General features: G+C 52.8%; 30 protein-coding genes. 22 read left to right on the top strand and 8 right to left on the bottom strand.

The window, feature by feature from the left end:
- Window positions 1–113: hypothetical protein (locus FDX04_RS16810; protein WP_137371144.1), on the bottom strand; the 113-nt coding region annotated here is incomplete at its 3' end.
- A gap of 255 nt (window positions 114–368) precedes the next feature.
- On the opposite strand from FDX04_RS16810, the gene fliD reads away from it, so the two are divergent.
- From fliD to amyA, 4 genes are all read left to right on the top strand, one after another.
- Entirely contained in the window at window positions 369–1,781 is a 1,413-nt protein-coding gene (fliD, locus tag FDX04_RS16805; RefSeq protein WP_061382621.1) for a flagellar filament capping protein FliD, read from the top strand.
- A gap of 15 nt (window positions 1,782–1,796) precedes the next feature.
- A complete protein-coding gene (fliS, locus tag FDX04_RS16800; protein WP_137371260.1) occupies window positions 1,797–2,204 on the top strand; it encodes a flagellar export chaperone FliS in 408 nt (135 codons plus the stop codon).
- On the top strand, window positions 2,204–2,575 hold the full coding sequence (gene fliT / locus FDX04_RS16795; protein ID WP_003030458.1) for a flagella biosynthesis regulatory protein FliT: 372 nt from the start codon (window positions 2,204–2,206) through the stop codon (window positions 2,573–2,575). Before fliS ends, fliT begins: the two co-directional genes overlap by 1 nt.
- A gap of 68 nt (window positions 2,576–2,643) precedes the next feature.
- Window positions 2,644–4,131, top strand: a complete 1,488-nt coding sequence (gene amyA, locus FDX04_RS16790) for an alpha-amylase (protein ID WP_137360891.1) — start codon at window positions 2,644–2,646, stop codon at window positions 4,129–4,131.
- 40 nt (window positions 4,132–4,171) lie between these two features.
- On the opposite strand, the gene yedD is transcribed toward amyA, so the two are convergent.
- On the bottom strand, window positions 4,172–4,585 hold the full coding sequence (gene yedD / locus FDX04_RS16785) for a lipoprotein YedD (protein WP_042307689.1): 414 nt from the start codon (window positions 4,583–4,585) through the stop codon (window positions 4,172–4,174).
- Between the two features lie 164 nt (window positions 4,586–4,749).
- Between yedD and yedE the strand changes: the two genes are divergently transcribed.
- Together yedE and yedF are read left to right on the top strand one after the other, a co-directional pair.
- Complete coding sequence (yedE, locus tag FDX04_RS16780) at window positions 4,750–5,976, top strand: selenium metabolism membrane protein YedE/FdhT (RefSeq protein ID WP_371415444.1); 1,227 nt, start codon at window positions 4,750–4,752, stop codon at window positions 5,974–5,976.
- Window positions 5,973–6,206 carry a sulfurtransferase-like selenium metabolism protein YedF gene (gene yedF / locus FDX04_RS16775; protein WP_000790504.1) on the top strand — a complete coding sequence of 78 codons (234 nt, stop codon included), beginning with the start codon at window positions 5,973–5,975 and terminating at the stop codon, window positions 6,204–6,206. Before yedE ends, yedF begins: the two co-directional genes overlap by 4 nt.
- Window positions 6,207–6,260: 54 nt before the next feature.
- Here the strand turns inward: yedF and fliE are convergent, their stop codons facing one another.
- On the bottom strand, window positions 6,261–6,575 hold the full coding sequence (gene fliE, locus FDX04_RS16770) for a flagellar hook-basal body complex protein FliE (RefSeq protein ID WP_016153486.1): 315 nt from the start codon (window positions 6,573–6,575) through the stop codon (window positions 6,261–6,263).
- Window positions 6,576–6,791: 216 nt separating this feature from the next.
- Between fliE and fliF the strand changes: the two genes are divergently transcribed.
- The 14 genes from fliF to rcsA all read left to right on the top strand — a co-directional run bounded on the left by fliF (window position 6,792) and on the right by rcsA (window position 18,291).
- Entirely contained in the window at window positions 6,792–8,465 is a 1,674-nt protein-coding gene (fliF, locus tag FDX04_RS16765) for a flagellar basal-body MS-ring/collar protein FliF (RefSeq protein WP_137371259.1), read from the top strand.
- Window positions 8,458–9,456: a flagellar motor switch protein FliG gene (gene fliG, locus FDX04_RS16760; RefSeq protein WP_003030443.1), complete on the top strand. Its 999-nt coding sequence runs from the start codon at window positions 8,458–8,460 to the stop codon at window positions 9,454–9,456. Before fliF ends, fliG begins: the two co-directional genes overlap by 8 nt.
- Entirely contained in the window at window positions 9,449–10,156 is a 708-nt protein-coding gene (fliH, locus tag FDX04_RS16755) for a flagellar assembly protein FliH (protein WP_061382616.1), read from the top strand. Before fliG ends, fliH begins: the two co-directional genes overlap by 8 nt.
- On the top strand, window positions 10,156–11,526 hold the full coding sequence (gene fliI / locus FDX04_RS16750; protein ID WP_042307679.1) for a flagellar protein export ATPase FliI: 1,371 nt from the start codon (window positions 10,156–10,158) through the stop codon (window positions 11,524–11,526). Before fliH ends, fliI begins: the two co-directional genes overlap by 1 nt.
- A gap of 21 nt (window positions 11,527–11,547) precedes the next feature.
- The gene (fliJ, locus tag FDX04_RS16745; protein WP_038641574.1) at window positions 11,548–11,991 is read left to right on the top strand and encodes a flagellar export protein FliJ; all 444 of its coding nucleotides are present in this window, start codon (window positions 11,548–11,550) and stop codon (window positions 11,989–11,991) included.
- Window positions 11,988–13,202 (top strand): flagellar hook length control protein FliK, encoded by a 1,215-nt coding sequence (gene fliK / locus FDX04_RS16740; RefSeq protein WP_042307674.1) that lies wholly within the window; start codon window positions 11,988–11,990, stop codon window positions 13,200–13,202. The genes fliJ and fliK overlap by 4 nt, the downstream gene beginning before the upstream one ends.
- A 104-nt stretch (window positions 13,203–13,306) precedes the next feature.
- Window positions 13,307–13,774 carry a flagellar basal body-associated protein FliL gene (gene fliL, locus FDX04_RS16735; protein WP_038641578.1) on the top strand — a complete coding sequence of 156 codons (468 nt, stop codon included), beginning with the start codon at window positions 13,307–13,309 and terminating at the stop codon, window positions 13,772–13,774.
- Window positions 13,775–13,778: 4 nt separating this feature from the next.
- Window positions 13,779–14,783, top strand: a complete 1,005-nt coding sequence (gene fliM, locus FDX04_RS16730) for a flagellar motor switch protein FliM (RefSeq protein ID WP_038641580.1) — start codon at window positions 13,779–13,781, stop codon at window positions 14,781–14,783.
- On the top strand, window positions 14,780–15,193 hold the full coding sequence (gene fliN / locus FDX04_RS16725; protein WP_005127761.1) for a flagellar motor switch protein FliN: 414 nt from the start codon (window positions 14,780–14,782) through the stop codon (window positions 15,191–15,193). The genes fliM and fliN overlap by 4 nt, the downstream gene beginning before the upstream one ends.
- Window positions 15,193–15,570, top strand: a complete 378-nt coding sequence (gene fliO, locus FDX04_RS16720; protein ID WP_094301050.1) for a flagellar biosynthetic protein FliO — start codon at window positions 15,193–15,195, stop codon at window positions 15,568–15,570. Before fliN ends, fliO begins: the two co-directional genes overlap by 1 nt.
- The gene (gene fliP, locus FDX04_RS16715) at window positions 15,570–16,307 is read left to right on the top strand and encodes a flagellar type III secretion system pore protein FliP (RefSeq protein ID WP_038641584.1); all 738 of its coding nucleotides are present in this window, start codon (window positions 15,570–15,572) and stop codon (window positions 16,305–16,307) included. The genes fliO and fliP overlap by 1 nt, the downstream gene beginning before the upstream one ends.
- A gap of 9 nt (window positions 16,308–16,316) precedes the next feature.
- Window positions 16,317–16,586 (top strand): flagellar biosynthesis protein FliQ, encoded by a 270-nt coding sequence (fliQ, locus tag FDX04_RS16710; protein WP_032939600.1) that lies wholly within the window; start codon window positions 16,317–16,319, stop codon window positions 16,584–16,586.
- An 8-nt stretch (window positions 16,587–16,594) separates the two neighbouring features.
- Window positions 16,595–17,380 carry a flagellar biosynthetic protein FliR gene (gene fliR / locus FDX04_RS16705; protein WP_137371258.1) on the top strand — a complete coding sequence of 262 codons (786 nt, stop codon included), beginning with the start codon at window positions 16,595–16,597 and terminating at the stop codon, window positions 17,378–17,380.
- A 287-nt stretch (window positions 17,381–17,667) separates the two neighbouring features.
- Entirely contained in the window at window positions 17,668–18,291 is a 624-nt protein-coding gene (gene rcsA, locus FDX04_RS16700; RefSeq protein WP_137349992.1) for a transcriptional regulator RcsA, read from the top strand.
- A 54-nt stretch (window positions 18,292–18,345) separates the two neighbouring features.
- Here rcsA and dsrB read toward each other — a convergent pair whose 3' ends face one another.
- A complete protein-coding gene (dsrB, locus tag FDX04_RS16695; protein WP_038641589.1) occupies window positions 18,346–18,534 on the bottom strand; it encodes a protein DsrB in 189 nt (62 codons plus the stop codon).
- Between the two features lie 163 nt (window positions 18,535–18,697).
- Here dsrB and yodD point away from each other — a divergent pair, with 163 nt between their 5' ends.
- Entirely contained in the window at window positions 18,698–18,925 is a 228-nt protein-coding gene (gene yodD, locus FDX04_RS16690; protein WP_042307665.1) for a YodD family peroxide/acid resistance protein, read from the top strand.
- A gap of 205 nt (window positions 18,926–19,130) precedes the next feature.
- On the opposite strand, the gene FDX04_RS16680 is transcribed toward yodD, so the two are convergent.
- Window positions 19,131–19,313, bottom strand: coding sequence for a YodC family protein (locus tag FDX04_RS16680; protein WP_042307663.1), 183 nt, complete (start codon window positions 19,311–19,313; stop codon window positions 19,131–19,133).
- Window positions 19,314–19,390: 77 nt separating this feature from the next.
- The gene (locus FDX04_RS16675; protein WP_170975170.1) at window positions 19,391–20,305 is read right to left on the bottom strand and encodes a DUF808 domain-containing protein; all 915 of its coding nucleotides are present in this window, start codon (window positions 20,303–20,305) and stop codon (window positions 19,391–19,393) included.
- Window positions 20,306–20,480: 175 nt separating this feature from the next.
- On the opposite strand from FDX04_RS16675, the gene yedA reads away from it, so the two are divergent.
- Window positions 20,481–21,401 carry a drug/metabolite exporter YedA gene (gene yedA, locus FDX04_RS16670; protein WP_137360886.1) on the top strand — a complete coding sequence of 307 codons (921 nt, stop codon included), beginning with the start codon at window positions 20,481–20,483 and terminating at the stop codon, window positions 21,399–21,401.
- Here yedA and FDX04_RS16665 read toward each other — a convergent pair.
- A complete protein-coding gene (locus tag FDX04_RS16665) occupies window positions 21,393–21,860 on the bottom strand; it encodes a very short patch repair endonuclease (RefSeq protein ID WP_061382611.1) in 468 nt (155 codons plus the stop codon). The genes yedA and FDX04_RS16665 overlap by 9 nt on opposite strands.
- A complete protein-coding gene (locus FDX04_RS16660; RefSeq protein WP_137360885.1) occupies window positions 21,841–23,271 on the bottom strand; it encodes a DNA cytosine methyltransferase in 1,431 nt (476 codons plus the stop codon). Before FDX04_RS16660 ends, FDX04_RS16665 begins: the two co-directional genes overlap by 20 nt.
- Window positions 23,272–23,337 lie beyond the last annotated feature (66 nt).

The following is a 23,337-nucleotide window of genomic DNA, read 5'->3' as shown; positions in this document are numbered from 1 at the left end:
ATACGCAGACCGGAAGACAGACGCTCGATAGCGGAGCTCAGAGAAGACTGAGATTTGTTCAGGTTGTTCTGGGTCAACAGCGACAGGCTGTTTGTATTGATGACTTGTGCCATGATCTTTTCCTTATCAATTACAACTTGATGTTATTGGGCTGTTGCCCACGGTTTCTCACCGTAACCCATGTATCGGCACCTTAAATTCGAACTTTAGAAAATTTTTTCTTTCCACCCTCTTTTTTCTTAGCCCCAGAAATACCCGCAATATGCCCCACTATTCTGCGCATTATTTTTACAAAACTATCATTAAACTTTGCGCGCAGATTGCCGATAACCCGCTTAACTACTGTTTGCAATCAAAAGGAATTAGGCATGGCTTCATTTACTTCTCTTGGCGTCGGGTCAAATCTGCCGCTGGATACATTGCTGAACAACCTGACTATCGCGGAAAAAAAACGCTTAAACCCAATAACTCAACAACAAAGCGATAATACCGCGCGTCTGACCGCCTACGGCACATTAAAAAGTGCACTGGAAAAATTTCAGACTGCGAACACAGCGTTAAATAAAGCCGATCTGTTCAAAAGCACAACAGTTACCAGCAGCAGCGAAGATCTGAAAGTGACCACCGAAGCGGGGGCGGCACCGGGTATCTATACCATTAGCGTCACCCAACTGGCACAAGCGCAATCTTTAAGAACCAATTCAGCGACTAAGATTGCGTCAACAAAAGACGCGCTGGGTGACAGTTCAGCAGAAACACGCACCATAAAAATTACGCAGGAAGGCCGTAAAGAGCCACTGGAAATTAAGCTTAATAAAGATCAGACCTCACTGGATGAGATCAGCAAAGCAATAAACGATGCCGATAGCGGTATTTCAGCCAGCATCGTTAAGGTCAAAGATGGCGACTATCAATTGGTACTGACTGCCAGTGAAGGCGAAGCCAATAAAATGACTATCTCCGTTGAGGGAGACAGCAAGCTAAATGACCTGCTGGCGTATGACAGCGAAACCGGGACCGGGAATATGAAAGAACTGGTTAATGCGCAAAATGCGCAATTGACCATGAATGGTATTCCTATTGAGCGTTCCAGTAATAAAATTACCGATGCCCCTCAAGGTGTAGTGCTCGACCTGACCAAAAAAGTCACTGACGTTCGGGTCACGGTGACCAAGAATAACGACAAAGCAACCGAAGCCATTAAAGGCTGGGTCGATTCATATAATTCCCTTATCGACACCTTTAATACGCTGACCAAATATAAAGAAGTTGATCCGGGTGCTGAAGCGCAAGATAAAAACAACGGAGCGCTGCTTGGTGACAGTGTCGTTCGTACGATTCAAAGTGGAATTCGTGCACAATTTGCCAACGGTGCCAGTGATGGCGCTTTTAAAACATTAAATGAAATTGGTATTAAGCAGGACGGCGCAACCGGCAAGCTGAAAATTGACGATGATAAGCTGAAAAAAGTCCTGAACGAAAATACAGCCTCCGTACGTGAACTGCTGGTTGGCGACGGTAAAGAAACCGGTATCACCACCAAAATTGCTACCGAAGTAAAAAGCTACCTGGCTGATGACGGTATTATCGACAGCGCACAAGACAGTATTAATTCAACGCTGAAAAAACTGACCAAACAGTATCTATCGGTCAGCGCCAGCATTGATGACACAGTTGCACGTTACACGGCGCAGTTTACGCAGTTAGATACCATGATGAGCAAGCTCAACAACACCAGCAACTATCTGAGCCAACAATTTACGGCAATGAATAAATCCTGATAACACGAGGTAAGCATGTATACCGCGAGCGGTACCAAAGCCTATGCACAGGTCAGCATAGAGAGTGGCGTGATGAGCGCCAATCCGCATCAGTTGATCGAAATGTTGTTTGATGGTGCGAACAGCGCCCTGGTGCGCTCTCGCCTGTTTATGCAACAGGGCGATATCGTCGCCAAAGGCGAGGCGTTAAGTAAAGCCATTAATATTATCGACAATGGTCTGAAAGCAGGTCTGGATCAGGAAAATGGCGGTGAAATCGCCACCAACCTGTCTGCGCTCTATGACTATATGATTCGCCGTTTACTGCAAGCCAACTTGCGTAATGATTGTCAGGCTATTGAAGAAGTCGAAGGGTTGCTCGGCAACATTGCGGAAGCCTGGAAACAGATCTCACCGAAAGCGTCGTCCCAGGAGTCTCGTTAATGACCTCAGCCGTGGAGTTTATCAACCGTTGGCAGCGCATCGCGCTACTCAGTCACTCGCTGCTGGAACTGGCGCAGCGGGGTGAATGGGACCTTTTACTGGAACAGGAAGTTACCTATCTGCAAAGTATTGAAGTGGTCATGGAAGAGCAAACTCCACCAGGCATTACACGAAGTATTCAGGACTTAGTGGCCGGGTATATTAAACAGACGCTGGATAACGAACAGTTACTGAAAACACTGTTACAACAGCGGCTGGATGAACTCAGCAATCTTATCGGCCAGTCGACGCGCCAGAAGACGCTCAATAACGCCTATGGCCGTCTTTCCGGCATGCTGTTAGTACCCGACGCCCCCACCGCCCCGCAATAATTTTCTGTTAAATCTGAATAATCTTCCATACTCCAGAGGTCGGCCAAACGACTTCTGGAGCACGGAAGATGAAAAATCCCACGTTATTGCAGTATTTTCACTGGTATTACCCCGATGGGGGGCAACTCTGGCCCGAGCTTGCCGAACGCGCAGGCGGACTCAATGATATCGGCATCAATATGGTGTGGCTGCCCCCCGCCTATAAAGGCGCATCCGGCGGTTATTCCGTTGGCTACGACTCGTACGATCTGTTTGACCTGGGCGAGTTTGACCAGAGGGGAACCATCCCCACCAAATATGGCGATAAAAACCAGCTGCTGGCGGCAATTGACGCGCTGAAACACAACGACATCGCCGTACTGCTCGACGTGGTGGTTAACCACAAAATGGGCGCAGATGAGAAAGAAAAGATTCGCGTCCAGCGGGTTAACGCCGACGATCGCACGCAAATAGAGGATGAAATCATCGAATGTGAGGCCTGGACGCGCTATACCTTCCCCGCCCGCGCAGGCCAGTATTCACAATTCATTTGGGATTTTAAATGCTTCAGCGGCATTGACCATATCGAGAACCCCACCGAAGACGGCATTTTCAAAATCGTTAACGATTACACCGGTGAAGGCTGGAACGATCAGGTGGACGATGAACTGGGTAATTTTGATTATCTGATGGGCGAAAACATCGATTTTCGTAATCACGCCGTGACCGAGGAGATCAAATACTGGGCGCGCTGGGTGATGGAGCAAACCCAGTGCGACGGCTTTCGTTTAGATGCGGTGAAACATATTCCGGCATGGTTTTATAAAGAGTGGATTGAACACGTACAGGAAGTCGCCCCCAAGCCATTGTTTATTGTCGCGGAATACTGGTCCCACGAGGTCGACAAGCTGCAAACCTACATTAACCAGGTGGAGGGGAAAACCATGCTGTTCGACGCCCCTTTGCAGATGAAATTCCACGAGGCCTCCCGTCAGGGCCGCGATTACGACATGAGCCAGATTTTCACCGACACGTTAGTCGAGGCCGATCCGTTTCATGCCGTCACGCTGGTTGCCAATCATGACACCCAGCCATTGCAGGCGCTGGAAGCCCCTGTCGAGGCGTGGTTTAAGCCGCTGGCCTATGCGTTGATCCTGCTGCGGGAAAACGGCGTACCGTCGGTGTTTTATCCTGACCTCTACGGAGCGCATTACGAAGACACCGGCGGCGATGGCGAAACCTATCCTATCGACATGCCAATTATCGAACAGCTTGCCGAACTGATCCTCGCCCGCCAGCGCTTCGCCCACGGCGTACAGACGCTCTTTTTCGATCATCCTAACTGTATCGCTTTTAGCCGCAGCGGAACGGACGAAGATCCCGGCTGTGTGGTGGTGCTGTCTAACGGCGATGACGGGGAAAAAACCATCAATCTGGGGGCGAATTACGGTAATAAAACCTGGCGCGATTATTTGGGAAATCGCGAAGAAAGCGTGGTGACCGATGAAAACGGGGAAGCGACGTTTTTCTGCAACGGCGGTAGCGTCAGCGTGTGGGTGATTGAAGACGTGTTGTAATACTCAACCCCGGTGGCTACTGGCTACCGGGGCGTGCTGCTTATGGCAGCGGTGTGGCCAGCGGCGTTTTCGTTAACGCGTCAGCGCACTCCTGCGTCGGGCGATCCACTCGTTGCAGCGTCATGCCATCATACTCCAGCGTATTGCCTTCGCGCTCAATCTCATACAGCTCACGTTTCACCGTCACGTTGGTGAGATCGCCGGAAATCATCGTCAGTTTCCCCGGCAGGGCAATGACCCGCTGCCACTGGCGACAATCCAGCGTGTCACCCTCTTTCGTCACTACCAGGCTGGCAATGGCTTCCGGGCTGACCAGGCTACGTTGCGGTCCTTTTGACTGCCAGTAACCTTCCAGACCGGCTGGCGCGGGCGTTTTCACCACGTCGTTATAATTCTCTACTTCGGCGCATCCGCTCAACGCCAGAAATACCCCAACGATTGCTAATTTTTTCATCATTCATCCTGCATGCGAAGAAAATGGGATTGTGGCATTAAAGGCCTGATGCCGCCAGCCTTTCGGTGGCATTGAGAAAGATTGATCCAGACGGTGTTACCTCTTATTACTCATAGTCAAAAATTCTGATCGGTGTAGTATCCACACTTCTTGTTACATACCTTCTGAGTTCAGAGGCAAAACGCATGTCATGGCAACACTTCAAACAGGCCTGGTTAATTAAATTTTGGGCCCCTGCCCCTGCGGTCATCGCAGCGGGTATTCTCTCTACTTACTATTTCGGCATTACGGGAACCTTCTGGGCCGTGACCGGTGAATTCACCCGTTGGGGTGGTCAAATCCTGCAATTATTTGGCGTTCACGCCGAAGAGTGGGGTTACTACAAGCTGATCCATCTTGAAGGCTCCCCCCTGACCCGCATCGACGGTATGATGATCCTCGGTATGTTCGGCGGCTGTTTTGCTGCCGCACTCTGGGCCAACAACGTCAAACTTCGCATGCCGCGCAGTCGGATACGCATCATGCAGGCGATAGTCGGCGGGATTATTGCCGGATTCGGCGCCCGTCTGGCGATGGGGTGTAACCTGGCCGCGTTCTTCACCGGCATTCCACAGTTCTCGCTACACGCCTGGTTTTTTGCGCTGGCAACAGCCATTGGCTCGTGGTTTGGCGCACGTTTTACCCTGCTGCCGATATTCCGTATTCCGGTCAAAATGCAGAAAGTCTCCGCCGCTTCCCCGCTGACGCAAAAACCGGATCAGGCGCGTCGCCGTTTTCGCCTCGGCATGCTGGTGTTTATCGCCATGATCGGCTGGGCGCTACTCACCGCAATGGATAAACCCAAGCTCGGTCTGGCGATGCTGTTTGGCGTCGGGTTTGGTCTGCTGATTGAACGGGCGCAGATCTGCTTCACCTCTGCCTTCCGCGACCTGTGGATTTCCGGTCGCACCCATATGGCAAAAGCGATCATCTTCGGGATGGCGGTCAGCGCCATCGGTATTTTTAGTTATGTGCAGTTAGGCGTCGAGCCGAAGATTATGTGGGCGGGTCCGAATGCAGTGATCGGCGGCTTGTTGTTTGGCTTCGGTATTGTTTTAGCGGGCGGGTGTGAAACCGGCTGGATGTACCGCGCCGTTGAAGGTCAGGTACATTACTGGTGGGTTGGTCTGGGCAATGTAATTGGCTCGACCATTCTGGCCTACTACTGGGATGATTTTGCTCCCGCGCTTGCCACCAACTGGGACAAAGTGAATCTGCTCAACACCTTTGGTCCGCTCGGTGGCTTGCTGGTGACCTATCTGCTGTTATTTACCGCGCTGATGCTCATCATTGGCTGGGAAAAACGTTTCTTCCGCCGTGCAGGGCTGACGCCTGCCAAGGAGTCTGTATGAAAAATATCGTGCCTGATTATCGCCTGGATATGGTCGGCGAACCATGTCCGTACCCGGCAGTTGCCACGCTGGAAGCGATGCCGCAATTGAAGAAAGGGGAAATTCTGGAAGTGGTGAGCGACTGCCCGCAGTCAATCAATAATATTCCACTGGATGCGCGCAATCACGGCTATACGGTGCTGGATATTCAGCAGGATGGCCCAACGATTCGCTATTTGATTCAGAAGTAACTGTTTGCCGGATGGCGCTGCGCTCATCCGGCCGACATTATCTGCACGTTGTCCCTACACCTGCATGGACATCACTTCCTGATACGCCGATACCAGTTTATTACGTACCTGAATCCCCATCTGCATCGACACCGACGCTTTTTGCATATCGGTCATCACATCATTCAGCGCAATACCCGGTTCACCGAGGGTAAATTTCTCAGCCTGGACACGGGACGCGGTCTGCACATCGCTGATTCTGTCTAACGCCGCATGCAACTGACCGGCAAAACTCACGGTCGGTTGTGGCTGCATATCCTGCATTTTTGCTGACATCGCCGTGGTTTGTAACTGGCTGATGACCCCTTCAATCCCCTGTATTGCCGACATTCTGATCCCCTGGATGAATTTTCACATAGCTGAGATTACCAGTTAGTCAATAAGATAAAGGCGTTAAATAACGATAAAAAACCACGGTTTTTAACCCATAGAAAAATTCGAAACCGCAAATAATGAGACCGTCAATTTTTCGAGTTTGCTGACCCGGGAGTGAGTCTTGTTCCACTTTGCAAAAAACGCCGTCCACGATAAGCCACGAGGTGCGAGATGAGTGCGACAGCATCGACTGCAACCCAGCTTAAACCTCTCGAGTGGTTAAATCGCCTGCGCGCGAATCCCAGAATTCCTCTGATTGTTGCAGGAGCCGCTGCCGTCGCTATCGTCGTGGCGATGGTTCTATGGGCCAAAGCGCCCGACTACCGCACCTTGTTCAGCAATCTTTCCGATCAGGATGGTGGCGCGATTGTCACCCAACTGACGCAGATGAACGTTCCCTATCGTTTTACTGAGGGAAGCGGCGCTATTGAAGTTCCGGCCGATAAAGTCCACGAGCTGCGCTTGCGTCTGGCGCAGCAAGGCCTACCGAAAGGTGGAGCCGTTGGCTTTGAGCTGCTGGATCAGGAAAAGTTTGGTATCAGCCAGTTTAGTGAGCAGGTCAACTACCAGCGCGCGCTGGAAGGTGAATTAGCCCGCACTATTGAAACCCTGGGCCCGGTAAAACGTGCCCGCGTGCATCTGGCGATGCCTAAACCTTCGCTGTTTGTACGTGAGCAAAAAGCGCCTTCGGCCTCCGTCACCGTTAATCTGGAACCGGGTCGAGCGCTGGATGAAGGTCAAATCAGCGCGGTCACGCATTTGGTCTCCAGCGCTGTTGCAGGCTTACCGCCGGGCAACGTGACGCTGGTCGACCAGGCGGGTCATCTGTTAACCCAGTCGAACACCAGCAGCCGCGATCTCAACGATGCGCAGTTGAAATACGCCAGCGACGTCGAAAGCCGCGTGCAGCGCCGGATCGAATCGATCCTGTCGCCAATTGTCGGCAACGGTAATGTCCATGCACAAGTCACCGCGCAACTGGATTTTGCCAATAAAGAGCAAACCGAAGAGCAATACCGTCCAAACGGTGATGAGTCCCAGGCCGTGCTGCGCTCGCGCCAGTTAAACGTCAGTGAGCAAATTGGTAGCGGAGCGCCTGGCGGTGTACCGGGAGCATTGTCTAATCAGCCAGCGCCGGCTAATACCGCGCCAATCGCCAATCCCCCGGCGAATCAGCAAAATGCGCAAACCACGCAGACAACGAATAACAGTAACAATGCCGGTCCGCGCAGTACGCAGCGCAATGAAACCAGCAACTATGAAGTCGACCGTACCATTCGCCACACCAAAATGAACGTTGGCGATGTGCAGCGTCTCTCAGTTGCCGTCGTGGTCAACTATAAAACGCTGCCAGACGGCAAACCGCTGCCGTTAACTGCCGAACAGATGAAACAGATTGAAGATCTGACCCGCGAGGCGATGGGTTTCTCCGACAAACGTGGCGATACCCTGAACGTGGTGAACTCTCCGTTCACAGCGACCGACGATTCCATGGGTGAGCTTCCGTTCTGGAAACAGCCGTTCTTTATTGATCAGTTAATGTCCGCAGGTCGTTGGTTGCTGGTTCTGCTGGTCGCCTGGCTCCTGTGGCGCAAAGCCGTTCGCCCGCAATTGGTCCGTCGCAGCGAGGAAGCCAAAGCCGCACAAGAACAAACGCGAATCCGTCAGGAAACCGAAGAAGCGGTAGAAGTTCGCCTCAGCAAAGACGAACAGACCCAGCAACGTCGCACGAACCAGCGCCTGGGCGCAGAAGTCATGAGCCAGCGTATTCGTGAAATGTCAGATAACGATCCGCGCGTCGTGGCGCTGGTCATTCGTCAGTGGATGAGTAACGATCATGAGTAATGCCCTTACCGGTACCGATAAAAGCGTCATCCTGCTGATGACCATTGGCGAAGATCGCGCGGCGGAGGTGTTTAAGCACCTTTCCACGCGCGAAGTTCAGGCGCTCAGTACGGCGATGGCCAACGTACGCCAGATCTCCAACAAACAGTTGACGGAAGTGCTGGCGGAGTTTGAACAAGAAGCCGAACAATTTGCCGCGCTAAACATTAACGCTAACGAATATCTGCGCTCGGTGCTGGTGAAAGCGCTGGGTGAAGAACGCGCGTCCAGCCTGCTGGAAGATATTCTGGAAACCCGCGATACCACCAGCGGCATTGAAACGCTCAACTTTATGGAGCCGCAAAGCGCCGCCGATCTTATCCGCGACGAACATCCACAGATTATCGCCACCATTCTGGTGCACCTCAAACGGGGCCAGGCTGCCGATATTCTGGCGCTGTTCGACGAACGTTTACGTCACGACGTCATGCTGCGTATCGCCACTTTCGGCGGCGTACAGCCTGCCGCGCTGGCGGAATTAACCGAAGTATTGAATGGCCTGCTCGACGGCCAGAACCTCAAGCGCAGCAAAATGGGCGGCGTGAGAACGGCGGCGGAAATCATCAACCTGATGAAAACCCAGCAGGAAGAAGCCGTTATTACCGCCGTGCGCGAATTCGACGGCGAACTGGCGCAGAAAATTATCGACGAGATGTTCCTGTTCGAAAACCTGGTGGACGTCGACGATCGCAGTATCCAGCGTCTGCTGCAGGAAGTGGATTCCGAATCGCTGCTGATTGCCCTGAAAGGCGCCGAACAGCCGCTACGCGAGAAGTTCCTGCGCAACATGTCGCAACGTGCTGCCGATATTCTACGCGACGACCTCGCCAACCGTGGTCCGGTGCGTTTGTCGCAGGTAGAAAACGAACAGAAAGCGATTCTGCTTATTGTGCGTCGTCTGGCGGAAACCGGCGAGATGGTGATCGGCAGCGGCGAGGATACCTATGTCTAACGAACTGCCGTGGAAAGTCTGGACCCCGGACGATCTCGCCCCACCGATGGCGGAGTTCGTGCTGGCCGACCACAGTGAAACACCGCTGTCAGAAGAGACCGCCGAGCCGGAACTCTCTGCAGAGCAACAGCTTGAGCAGCAGCTCGCGCAGTTGCAAATGCAGGCCCATGAGCAAGGTTATAACGCCGGTCTGGCGGAAGGTCGACAAAAAGGCCACGAACAAGGCTATCAGGAAGGACTGAATCAGGGCCTGGAGCAAGGCCAGAACCAGGCGCGCGCACAGCATGCGCCAATCACTGCCCGTATGCAGCAACTGGTGAGCGAATTTCAGAATACGCTGGACGCACTGGACAGCGTTATCGCCTCGCGCCTGATGCAAATGGCGCTGGAGGCGGCGCGTCAGGTGATAGGTCAGACGCCTGTCGTGGATAACGCGGCGCTGATTAAACAAATTCAACAGCTGTTACAGCAGGAACCGCTGTTCAGCGGTAAACCGCAGCTGCGCGTACATCCGGACGATCTCCAGCGGGTGGAAGAGATGCTCGGTGCGACCCTCAGTCTGCACGGCTGGCGGCTGCGCGGCGATCCCACGTTGCATCACGGCGGCTGTAAAGTCTCTGCCGACGAAGGCGATCTGGATGCCAGCGTCGCTACACGCTGGCAAGAGCTCTGCCGTCTGGCCGCGCCAGGAGTCGTGTAATGACCACTCGTCTGACTCGCTGGCTCAATACGCTGGACAACTTCGAAGAGAAAATGTCGCTGCTGCCTGCGGTGCGTCGCTACGGGCGTCTGACCCGCGCCACCGGACTGGTGCTGGAAGCCACCGGATTACAGCTGCCGCTGGGCGCCACCTGCGTCATTGAACGCCAGGACGGCAACGAAACTCAGGAAGTTGAAAGTGAAGTCGTGGGCTTTAACGGTCAGCGACTGTTTCTGATGCCGCTCGAGGAGGTCGAAGGCGTTCTACCCGGCGCGCGCGTGTACGCGAAGAATATTGCCGGAGAAGGTCTGCAAAGCGGGAAACAATTACCGCTGGGTCCTGCTCTGCTGGGCCGGGTGCTCGACGGCAGCGGCAAACCGCTCGACGGTCTGCCCGCGCCGGACACCACCGAAACCGGGGCGCTGATGACGCCGCCGTTTAACCCGCTGCAGCGTACACCTATTGAACACGTACTGGATACCGGCGTGCGCCCCATTAACGCGTTGTTAACCGTCGGGCGCGGTCAGCGTATGGGACTTTTCGCGGGTTCGGGCGTCGGTAAAAGCGTCCTGCTTGGCATGATGGCGCGTTATACCCAGGCAGATGTCATCGTCGTCGGGCTGATTGGCGAACGTGGCCGCGAAGTTAAAGATTTTATTGAAAATATTCTCGGCGCTGACGGTCGCGCACGCTCGGTGGTGATTGCCGCTCCGGCAGACGTTTCACCGCTGTTACGTATGCAAGGCGCGGCCTACGCCACGCGCATCGCCGAAGATTTCCGCGATCGTGGACAGCACGTATTGCTGATTATGGATTCCCTCACCCGCTATGCGATGGCGCAACGTGAGATCGCGCTGGCGATCGGCGAGCCGCCAGCAACCAAAGGCTATCCACCGTCAGTATTCGCCAAATTACCGGCGCTGGTGGAACGTGCCGGAAACGGTATTCACGGCGGCGGTTCAGTTACCGCGTTTTACACCGTCCTGACCGAGGGTGACGATCAGCAGGACCCGATTGCCGATTCGGCACGCGCAATTCTGGACGGCCACATTGTGCTGTCCCGCCATCTGGCCGAGGCTGGTCATTACCCGGCCATCGATATAGAAGCCTCGATCAGCCGCGCCATGACTGCGCTCATTAGTGAACAGCACTATGCGCGGGTGCGTAATTTTAAACAGTTGCTATCCAGCTTCCAGCGTAACCGCGACCTGGTCAGCGTGGGGGCGTATGCCAAAGGCAGCGATCCGATGTTGGATAAAGCCATCGCCTTATGGCCACAACTGGAAGCATTTTTACAGCAAGGCATTTTTGAACGGGCTGACTGGGAAGATTCCCTGCACGCTTTAGAACTGATTTTCCCTGGTGTGTGATTGAGCAGGAGAGCATAGGTCATGGCACAACATGGTGCATTAGCAACGCTGAAAGACCTGGCTGAGAAAGAGGTAGAAGACGCCGCTGTCTTATTGGGAGAGATGCGTCGTGGCTGTCAGCAGGCGGAAGAACAGTTGAAAATGCTGATCGATTATCAGCATGAGTACCGTAACAATCTGAATAACGATATGGGTCAGGGTATTACCAGTAATCGCTGGATTAACTATCAGCAGTTTATTCAGACCCTGGAAAAAGCGATTGAGCAACATCGCCAGCAGCTCAATCAATGGACACAGAAAGTGGACCAGGCGCTGAACAGTTGGCGCGATAAAAAACAACGGTTGCAGGCGTGGCAGACTCTGCAGGACAGACAAACCTCGGCGGCGTTACTCGCCGAAAACCGTCTGGATCAGAAAAAAATGGATGAATTTGCTCAGCGTGCAGCTATGAGGAAACCCGAATGATTACTTTACCCCAACTGATTACCACCGACACCGACGTAGCCGCAGGTCTTCAGTCAGGCAAAGCGGTAGATTCACCCGAGGATTTTTTAGCGCTGCTGGCTGGCGCATTAGGTGCGGACGACGCGCAGGGTAAAGGCGCGCCATTGACGCTTGCCGACTTGCAGGCGGCGGGCAGTAAACTGCAAAAAGGGTTGCTGCAAAAAAATGGTGATGTCACCCAGGCGGTCAAGTTAACCGATCTGCTGGCGCAAAAAGAGATGCAAACCGATGCTTCTCTTGCCGACATGACAGACGCGCAGCAACTGTTGTCAGCGCTGACGCCGTCGCTGAAAGTGAATGCCCTGACAACACTGGGCAAAGTTGCTCCGCAGGATGAAAAAAACACCACGCTCAGCGATGACGATCTCGCCAACCTGAGTGCGCTGTTCGCCATGCTGCCGGGACAACCACTGGCTACGCCTGCCGTCGACAGCCCCCCTGCCCCCGTTGATGCCACGCTTTCGGTGTTGTCTCGAGGCACGGCACACGGCGCTATCCCCGATAACGCGGCCGAGCTGCTGCCCGGTGACGCCAAAAAAGGTAAAGCGGATATTGCCTCTCCTGGCAGCAGCCTGGATCAGACAAACAATCCGCCGCTAACCCCCCTGACGGCAGCGGCGGCGACCAGAGCAGAAATTGACAGCGCCCCCTCGCCGACCAGCATTGGCGTGACGGCTGCTCCGTTAAGTGGCCCACAGACACATGCTCAGCCGTTACCCACCGCCGCGCCGGTGCTAAGCGCTCCGTTGGGTAGTCAGGAATGGCAGCAATCATTGAGTCAGCACGTCACACTATTCACGCGTCAGGGCCAGCAGAGCGCAGAGCTGCGCCTGCATCCACAGGATCTGGGTCAGGTGCACATTTCCATTAAGCTGGATGACAACCTCGCACAGCTGCAAATGGTATCACCACACAGTCACGTGCGCGCCGCGCTGGAAGCCGCGTTACCGATGCTGCGTACGCAGTTGGCTGACAGTGGGATCCAGTTGGGACAAAGCAACATCAGCAGTGAGAGCTTTGCCGGACAACAGCAGTCTTCCGGGCAGCAACAGCAGGCGGGTCGTGCTCAGGGACAAGATATTTTTGCCGCTGAAGATGACACCATCCTGGCAACGCCAGCCTCACTGCAAGCCGCTGCCCGCGGTGATGGCGCAGTAGACATCTTCGCCTAACGCCAGAGGTAGCATGATTATCCGCGTCTTTTCCACGCTTTGTCGTGGACAGGACACGGGATAATCAGCCCATAAGCTGTACCGAAACAGGAAGCCCGTATCTGATGACTGACTCCGCGATTAACAAAAAAAGTAAACGCGCTATTTGGATCCCTCTGCTGGTATTAATTACCCTCGCCGCCTGCGCAACTGCGGGATATAGCTACTGGCGCATGCAGCAGCAGCCGTCCGCCAGCGTCAAAGCGGAACCGGCTCCACCGCCTGCCCCGGTATTCTTTGCGCTGGATACCTTTACCGTCAATCTGGGCGATGCGGACCGCGTGCTGTATATCGGTATCACGTTGCGCATGAAAGACGAGGCGACACGTGCGCGTCTGAATGAATATTTGCCGGAAGTACGCAGCCGCTTGCTGCTGCTGTTTTCTCGTCAAAATGCGGCTACGCTCGCCACCGAGGAAGGTAAACAACAGCTGATTACCGCCATCAAAGAGACGCTCGCGACTCCGCTCGTTGTCGGGCAGCCAAAACAGGTTGTCACCGACGTTCTTTATACAGCTTTTATTCTGCGGTAAAGACATGGGCGACAGTATTCTTTCTCAGGCTGAAATCGACGCATTGCTGAATGGCGATAGCGAAACCAAAGACGAACCCATTACCGGTATCGCAAAAGAGAGCGATATTCGTCCTTATGATCCCAACACCCAACGCCGCGTGGTGCGTGAGCGTTTACAGGCGCTGGAGATCATTAACGAACGCTTCGCGCGCCAGTTCCGTATGGGATTATTTAACCTGTTGCGCCGTAGCCCGGATATTACCGTGGGGGCGATTCGTATCCAGCCGTATCACGAATTTGCGCGTAACTTACCGGTGCCGACCAACCTGAACTTAATCCACCTCAAGCCGCTGCGCGGTACGGGTCTGGTGGTGTTCTCACCAAGTCTGGTATTTATCGCTGTTGATAACCTGTTCGGCGGCGATGGACGCTTTCCGACGAAAGTGGAAGGTCGCGAATTTACGCATACTGAACAGCGCGTGATCAACCGCATGCTGAAGCTGGCGCTTGAAAGCTACAGCGACGCGTGGAAGGCCATCAATCCGCTGGAAGTGGAATACGTTCGTTCCGAGATGCAGGTGAAATTTACCAATATCACCACCTCGCCTAACGACATTGTGGTGAACACCCCGTTCCACGTTGAAATTGGCAACCTGACCGGTGAATTTAACATTTGTCTGCCATTCAGCATGATTGAACCATTGCGCGAGCTGCTGGTGAATCCACCGCTGGAAAACTCACGTAATGAAGATCAGAACTGGCGCAATAATCTGGTGCGTCAGGTTCAGCATTCTGAGCTGGAGCTGGTGGCAAACTTTGCCGACATTCCGCTGCGGCTTTCCCAGATTTTAAAGCTGAAACCCGGCGATGTACTGCCGATTGAAAAACCTGACCGCATTATTGCTCATGTGGACGGCGTGCCTGTACTGACCAGCCAGTATGGCACCGTGAACGGTCAGTATGCGTTACGCGTAGAACATCTGATAAACCCGATTTTGAATTCGCTGAATGAGGAACAGCCCAAATGAGTGATATGAATAATCCGTCCGATGAGAACACTGGCGCATTGGACGATCTGTGGGCTGACGCGTTAAACGAGCAAAAAACCACGACCACCAAAAGTGCGGCCGATGCGGTATTCCAGCAGTTAGGCGGCGGCGACGTCAGTGGTGCTTTGCAGGACATCGACCTGATCATGGACATTCCGGTCAAACTGACCGTTGAACTGGGCCGTACCCGCATGACCATCAAAGAGCTGCTGCGTCTGACGCAGGGTTCCGTTGTCGCGCTGGATGGTCTGGCGGGCGAACCGCTGGATATCCTGATCAACGGTTATCTGATCGCCCAGGGTGAAGTGGTGGTGGTCGCGGATAAATACGGCGTGCGTATCACCGACATTATCACTCCATCAGAACGTATGCGTCGTCTGAGCCGTTAATCATGAACACCCAGGCAACAGTTTCTCAGCCAGCCGCCGTCCCCGGCTCACCACTGGTGCAGGTAAGCGGTGCGCTGCTTGGGATCATCGTGTTGATCCTGGCGGCAGCCTGGGTCATTAAACGCCTGGGCTTTGCCCCCAAAAGCAACGGTACGCGAGGGCTGAAGGTTGCGGCAAGTACCTCACTGGGCCCACGTGAGCGCGTGGTGATTGTTGAGGTTGAAGATGCGCGCCTGGTGCTGGGCGTCACGGCCTCGCAAATTAACATATTGCACACCCTGCCCCCGGCACCTGCCGATGCAGAAGAAAAACCGGCCTCCCCTGCGGATTTCCAGGCCATGATGAAGAGTTTGCTCAAGCGTCCCGGGAGATCCTGATGCGCCGTTTGTTTTCCATCACGCTGGCAGGCTTATGGCTTTTCAGTCCAGTCGCCCTCGCCCAACTGCCGGGTCTGGTCAGTCAACCGCTGCCAGGCGGCGGACAAAGCTGGTCATTGCCTGTACAGACGCTGGTGTTTATCACCTCACTGACGTTCCTGCCTGCCATTTTATTGATGATGACCAGCTTCACCCGCATCATCATCGTTTTCGGTTTGTTGCGAAATGCGTTGGGAACGCCATCTGCGCCCCCCAACCAGGTGCTACTGGGCCTGGCGCTATTTTTGACTTTTTTCATCATGTCGCCAGTAATCGATAAAATCTACGTTGACGCGTACCAGCCGTTCAGCGAAGAGAAGATCTCCATGCAGGAAGCCATGGAGAAAGGCGCCCAACCGTTGCGCGAGTTTATGTTGCGCCAAACCCGTGAAGCCGATCTGGCGCTGTTCGCCCGTCTGGCAAACAGCGGTCCCTTACAGGGGCCCGAAGCCGTACCGATGCGAATTTTGCTTCCGGCTTATGTCACCAGTGAATTGAAAACCGCCTTCCAGATAGGCTTTACCATTTTTATCCCGTTTCTGATTATCGATCTGGTTATCGCCAGCGTGCTGATGGCGCTCGGGATGATGATGGTGCCGCCCGCCACGATCGCGTTACCGTTTAAGCTGATGCTGTTTGTGTTGGTGGACGGTTGGCAGTTGCTTGTCGGCTCGCTGGCACAAAGCTTTTACAGTTAGAGGCGCGAAATGACACCTGAATCGGTCATGATGATGGGGACAGAAGCGATGAAGGTCGCTCTGGCCCTTGCTGCACCTTTGCTGTTGGTGGCCCTCGTCACAGGTCTTATCATCAGCATTTTGCAGGCGGCGACCCAGATTAACGAAATGACGCTGTCCTTCATTCCCAAAATTGTTGCGGTGTTTATTGCCATCATTGTTGCCGGCCCGTGGATGCTTAACCTGCTGCTCGACTATGTGCGTACGCTGTTCAGCAATTTACCGTATATCATCGGGTAGACAACGTTATGTTGCAGGTGACCAGCGTTGAGTGGATGCAGTGGCTAAATCTTTACTTCTGGCCGTTGCTGCGCATTCTGGCGCTCATCTCCACGGCCCCCATTCTCAGCGAACGCGCCATCCCCAAGCGGGTAAAACTGGGGCTGGGATTGATGATAACCATCGTTATCGCCCCATCGATTCCCCCTGCAGACGTCCCCATCTTTTCCATCGGTGCGTTGTGGCAGGCCATGCAACAAATTTTGATCGGCATCGCCTTAGGCTTCACCATGCAGTTTGCATTTGCCGCCGTGCGTACCGCCGGGGAACTGATTGGCCTGCAAATGGGGCTTTCCTTTGCGACATTTTTTGACCCGGGCAGCCGCCTGAATATGCCGGTCCTGGCACGACTGATCGACATGCTCGCCATGCTGTTATTCCTTACCTTTAATGGCCATCTGTGGCTGATTTCGCTACTGGTGGATACGTTTCATACTTTGCCCATTGGCGGCAATCCGGTTAACAGCAATGCATTTCTCGCGCTGGCACGGGCGGGTAGCCTGATTTTCCTCAACGGACTCATGCTGGCCCTACCGGTTATGACGCTGCTGCTGACGCTGAACCTTGCGCTTGGTTTGTTAAACCGCATGGCGCCACAGCTGTCGATTTTTGTCATTGGCTTTCCTCTCACCCTGACCGTGGGTATTTCATTAATGGCGGCGCTGATGCCATTAATTGCGCCATTCTGCGAGCGCTTGTTCAGCGAAATTTTTAATTTGTTGGCGGATATCGTCACCGAAATGCCCGGAAAATAATAACCCTTAATTTTTATCCTGTTTTACTAAGGATTGTCCTAAATTTAAAAACCGACAACATCCACCAGGATATCGCTGTCGCGGTTTATTTGTTTTTGCCTCACTCACATAACGCAACATTTACTTTACTTTAAGATGTTTCCTGGCAAATTATACGCAACTTTACGGGATAGTAAATTCGCCTGAAAACAGCGAAAGCGTCATCTTGGGTCGTTATTATTCCGTTTAGTTGTGATGCAATAATCAGGTAAGGGGAATTATCGTTACGCATTGAGTGAGGGTATGCCATGTCAACGATTATTATGGATTTATGCAGTTACACCCGGCTAGGGTTGACCGGATATCTGGTCAGTCGGGGGGTGAAAAAAAGGGAAATCAACAATATTTCCAGCGTTGGTGAACTCAGTCTCGCCTGTGTTTCTCTGCAACCCGCTGTGGTATTTATTAATGAGGACTGTTTTATCCACGATCCAGCTAACAGTCAGCAAATCAAGCAAATCATTAATCAGCATCCCAGCACATTATTTATTGTATTTATGGCAATTGCCAATGTGCATTTTGATGAGTATCTTTTAGTCAGAAAAAATTTATTGATCAGTTCTAAATCAATTAAGCCTGATTCACTGGATGAACTTCTTGGCGATATTCTGAAAAAGGAAGTGAATATTGCTATCGATGTTAATCTGCCGACGTTGTCATTAAGCCGTACCGAATCCAGCATGCTACGCATGTGGATGGAGGGACAGGGAACAATACAGATCTCAGACCAAATGAATATCAAGGCCAAGACCGTCTCATCCCATAAGGGAAATATAAAACGAAAGATTAAGACGCATAATAAGCAAGTTATCTATCACGTGGTTCGACTCACGGATAACGTCACCAATGGTATCTTTGTAAATACGCGCTAAGACGTTCTGACTGGTGGCGGAACCACCAGTCAGCATCAAGCAGAAGAACTCACCTCACTCTATTTTTTCCACAAAGATACCATCCTGATGACCTGATTCATTAAAGAACCAGATACCGAGCGGGTAGTCTTCCAGCGAAACCAGGTACATGGTGCCTTCACTAAACTCTTCGATTGCCAGTACCACGCCCGGCCGACGTGGACCGCCGTCCGTTTTGACTGTAACCCGATCATTCACCTTCATCGTTTTCCTCCTGTGGCTTTGTGCCAGTGTAGAACAAATTCCTTTATGTGGCAGCGTCCGGCGCATGCGATTGCGGGTTTTCTCGACGGTCTATACTTAAGTGGTGCGCATCTGAGGTTTTGATGCGCTCCCCCGGTATCCTTAACGGTTGAGAGGTATGAGGATGAAAACCGCGAAAGAGTACAGCGATACGGCCAAACGTGAAGTGAGCGTCGATGTAGACGCTCTGCTGAAGGCAATCAACGAAATCTGCGAGAGTGAAATTCATCGCAGTCAGGACGATCCGGAACGCGTCAGCATCGACGGGCGTGATTTCCATACATGGCATGAACTGGCCGACGCGTTCGAGCTTGATATCCATGATTTTAGCGTGTCGGAAATCAATCGCTGACTGAGGGCGAAAAAAATCCCGGCCCTCATCGGGCCGGGATCAAGCTTGCTTATGCAAGAAGCACTTGAAAATTCGTTACACCAGGAAATCTGATGTGAAACAAACCTTATCTGCAATTTTTTTGCCTGACAAGTAAATAATTCTCACCAAAATGATAAATATAACTAATGGTTGAGAGCTCGCCGGGTTACGATCATGCTCAATGTCAGGCGTCCTGGCAGAGCGATCTTTGCTCGCCGGGCACCAGTTCATCTTCACGGAATGCTTCCCGTTTAACGCCAAACCCGTCGTACCAGCGACACTCCACCATTCCGCTGGCATACCCGGTAACGATCATGCGTGGGCCACCCTCTTTCGAGGTGACTTCCTCACTGACAGAAAAGACCATACCTGCCTCCTGTATCAAGAGAAACCTTTACACCTTAGACGACAAAGAGGCTTTTTGCGTAATTAATCCGACGACAATTAGTGCGAAACTCCACGCAGTCTGGCAACGGTTTTTACCAGCAGAACGACTATTCCACCAATAATAAAGCCGAGCACCAGATTAAGCAGGGTTGGAAGCATTAGCGCAATCAATGAGCTTTGCTGCTGGGCAAAATGTTCTATCGCATGATGCAGCGGTGATATTCCATGTACAACAATCCCGCCCCCCACTAAAAACATCGCCAGCGTGCCAACCATCGAAAGTGTTTTCATCAGCCAGGGAGCAACAACCAGCAGTCCTTTACCCAGAGATTGAGCAAGCATGCTGCGCTTTTCTGCCAGCCAGTAGCCGATATCATCAAGCTTAACGATAATCCCCACCAGGCCATACACGCCCACGGTCACCACTAACGCGATGCCTGATAACACCAGCACCTGATTCAACAACGGCGCATCCGCCACAATGCCGAGGGTGATCGCGACAATCTCAGCAGATAAAATGAAGTCGGTACGTATCGCTCCTTTGATTTTATCTTTCTCAAAGGTCAGTGGATCCTGCGCCGCCAGAGATGCCAGACGCTGCTGGCGTTCTTCCGGGGTCTCTTTGTGTTTACGCGCTTCCAGGGTGTGAAGAACTTTTTCCACCCCTTCAAAACAGAGAAACGCCCCGCCTACCATTAATAAGGGGGTGATCGCCCAGGGAATGAAGGCGCTAATCAATAGCGCCAACGGCACAAGAATAACTTTGTTAACAAACGACCCTTTAGCCACGCTCCAGACCGCCGGGAGTTCGCGGTTTGCCCGCACGCCCGACACCTGTTGCGCGTTAAGCGATAAGTCATCTCCCAAGACGCCCGCGGTTTTTTTCGCGGCCAGTTTTCCCATGACCGAGATATCGTCCAATAAGGTTGCGATATCATCGAGTAAGGTCAGTAAGCTACTTCCTGCCAAAATGTTAACCCTCAATATTATTTTTTTGCAGTATTAAGTATGAAGTAAAACACGCCATGCGGAAACTGGCCTTTCTGGTCAACAAATATTTAACAATGGCATGCAATTATAAATCTCGCCAGCACGATAGTTTTGACGTTTACTATGTTGCACCTTTTTATTTCTACCGTGAGGGATTATGCGTTTCAGGCAATTGCTACCGCTTTTCAGTGCGCTTTTCGCGCTGTACATCATTTGGGGTTCCACCTACTTCGTTATTCGCATTGGCGTTGAAAGCTGGCCGCCGTTGATGATGGCTGGCGTGCGTTTTCTCTCCGCGGGCATTTTGTTAACCGCATTCTTACTAATTCGCGGGCATAAACTGCCGCCTCTGCGCCAGCTCCTGAACGCAGCGTTAATTGGTATCCTGCTGCTGGCTGTGGGTAATGGGCTGGTCACCGTCGCAGAGCATCAAAATGTGCCTTCTGGTATCGCCGCCGTGGTGGTTGCTACCGTTCCGCTGTTTACGCTGTGCTTTAGCCACTTTTTTGGTATTAAAACGCGTAAGCTGGAGTGGATGGGAATAGCCATTGGGTTGGCAGGTATCATCATGCTGAACAGCGGCGGTAATTTAAGCGGTAATCCTTGGGGTGCTGTTTTAATCCTGATAGGTTCGATGAGTTGGGCGTTTGGCTCGGTGTACGGCTCACGCATAACGTTACCCGTTGGCATGATGGCCGGAGCCATTGAAATGTTAGCCGCCGGAGTCGTGCTGATGTGCGCTTCACTGATCTCCGGGGAAAAACTGACCACTATGCCGACATTTTCAGGATTTATGGCGGTGGCGTACCTGGCCCTGTTTGGCTCTATTATTGCCATTAACGCGTATATGTACCTGATCCGCAACGTCAGTCCGGCGCTCGCCACCAGCTATGCCTACGTTAATCCAGTTGTCGCCGTGCTGCTAGGTACCGGTCTGGGAGGAGAAAGTCTGGCGCTCATCGAATGGCTGGCGCTCGGCGTGATCGTATTTGCGGTAGTATTGGTCACCCTGGGTAAATACTTATTCCCCATGAAAGCGGATGCCGTTGCGACCCCGTCGGAAAAGACGTTACAGTAAATGAATACCGAGAGTGTCGATCTGCGCGCTGGCGCCACCGCCGCAGATCCACTCGATAACACGTTCAGATAACGCGTCATCGCCGAGTTTTTCGCGCCCACGCAGGGCGCATTCCCAGACAATCAGTATACGCCAGCCCAGCGCCTGCAACATTTCACAGTCCCGCACGTCACGCTGGACATTTTTGCCAATTTTTTCCAGCCAGAATTCCGTCCGTGTTGCGGGGACTTTAAACAAGTAGCAGTTGTGATGATGCCAGAAACAGCCATGGGTAAAGATCACACAACGGTAATCATCGACCACGAAATCGGGGCGACCAGGTAACGTCGCATCCTGCACGCGAAACGTTACGCCCTGCTCTGTCAGTACGCTGGCAAGGCGTTTTTCAATGGCGGTATCACGGGTGGCTATCGCCCGCATATTTTTACTACGCGTTGCTTTATCGTGAACGTCTGCCATGCAGGTTCTCTTTCTCGCGAATAGCAACCGCCTGTTTGATTTTCGGCTCCAGCAGTCTGGCAACCGCCGCGAATGCCGGAACGACCACCGAATTACCAAACTGGCGATAAGCCTGAGTATCTGACACCGGGATCCTGAACTGATAGCCCTGCGGTGATTCAAATCCCATCAGGCGCGCACACTCCCGTGGTGTAAGCCGGCGCGGACGGTGCTGCTGGTTCAACGGATCGTCAAAATTCTTTTCACCCAGCGCCATATCCCAGCCGCGGTCGATAAGGATCTCGGCGCCATCTTTATAATAGCGTGCCGATAATGTGCGGGTTACGCTATCGGGATTATCGGGGTATACCATGCCATAGCCAAACCCATTGCCCCGCGCCTGGTGCTTTTTCGCATAGCGATAGAGATATTTCCACAACACCGGCGTCAGCACATATTTCGCCTCGACGGTCGGCTCAAGCAACTCCGCCAGCGTCGTACGCCGCTGCGGATAGCGAGTGACAATATTGCGCAGCGTGAAGTCTGATTTCAATTGCAGATCGCGTCGAAATCCGACGAGCACAATACGTTCGCGATGCTGCGGCAAAAAATGTTGTCCATCGATAATTTTCGGATCGTCTGGTCCATTATCCGCCGCATCCGCGACGTCATAACCCAGTTCATCCAGCGTCTGCATAATGATACGAAACGTTTTACCCTGGTCGTGACTTTTCAGGTTTTTAACGTTTTCGAGCACAAATATGGCTGGTCGACGCGCGTCGATAATGCGCACCACGTCAAAAAAGAGTGTGCCTTGTGTATCACAGGCAAAGCCGTGGGCCCGCCCTAACGCATTTTTCTTTGATACCCCAGCCAGGGAGAAGGGCTGACAAGGAAATCCCGCCAGCAGCACATCATGTTCTGGAATGTGCTGACGAATATGTTCCGCCGCCTGCTGGTCGCTCACCCCATCATGATGACTCAGCGTGACATCGCGAATATCTTCATTAAAGTGATGCTGGAGTGGATCGCAATAATTGTTCGCTTTGTAGGTACGCACCGCATGCTTGTTCCATTCGCTGGTAAACACGCACTGCCCACCAATCGCCTCAAAGCCGCGACGAATCCCGCCAATGCCGGCAAACAGATCGATAAATCGAAAGGCATAATGCGGATGATGCGCAGGTGGCGTCGGCAGCAAGGAATTCAGATGAGTAAGCTCATTGTCGCTGAGGCGATGCCATGTTTCGTTCGCCATCACTCGCTTAAAGATGGCCGGACTCCAGCGGTTCTCGCCAACACCATTCAGATGAGCAACCAGGGTTTTCACGTCATATATTTCAAGCAACTTAGCCAAAATCACCTGCGCGGCGGCCTTGTTATCATCTGTCATCGGGTTCATGGAGCCTGCTACTGAAAAATTATCCTGCATACTTTTAACCGGCCGAAATGGATAACCGACAGATTAACATAAAATCGCGCGGTTGACGTTGCGGCT

The organism is Citrobacter sp. wls615 (genome assembly GCF_005281355.1).
Classification (GTDB): Bacteria; Pseudomonadota; Gammaproteobacteria; order Enterobacterales; family Enterobacteriaceae; genus Citrobacter; species Citrobacter werkmanii.
This window is presented reverse-complemented; position numbering and strand designations above follow the sequence as displayed.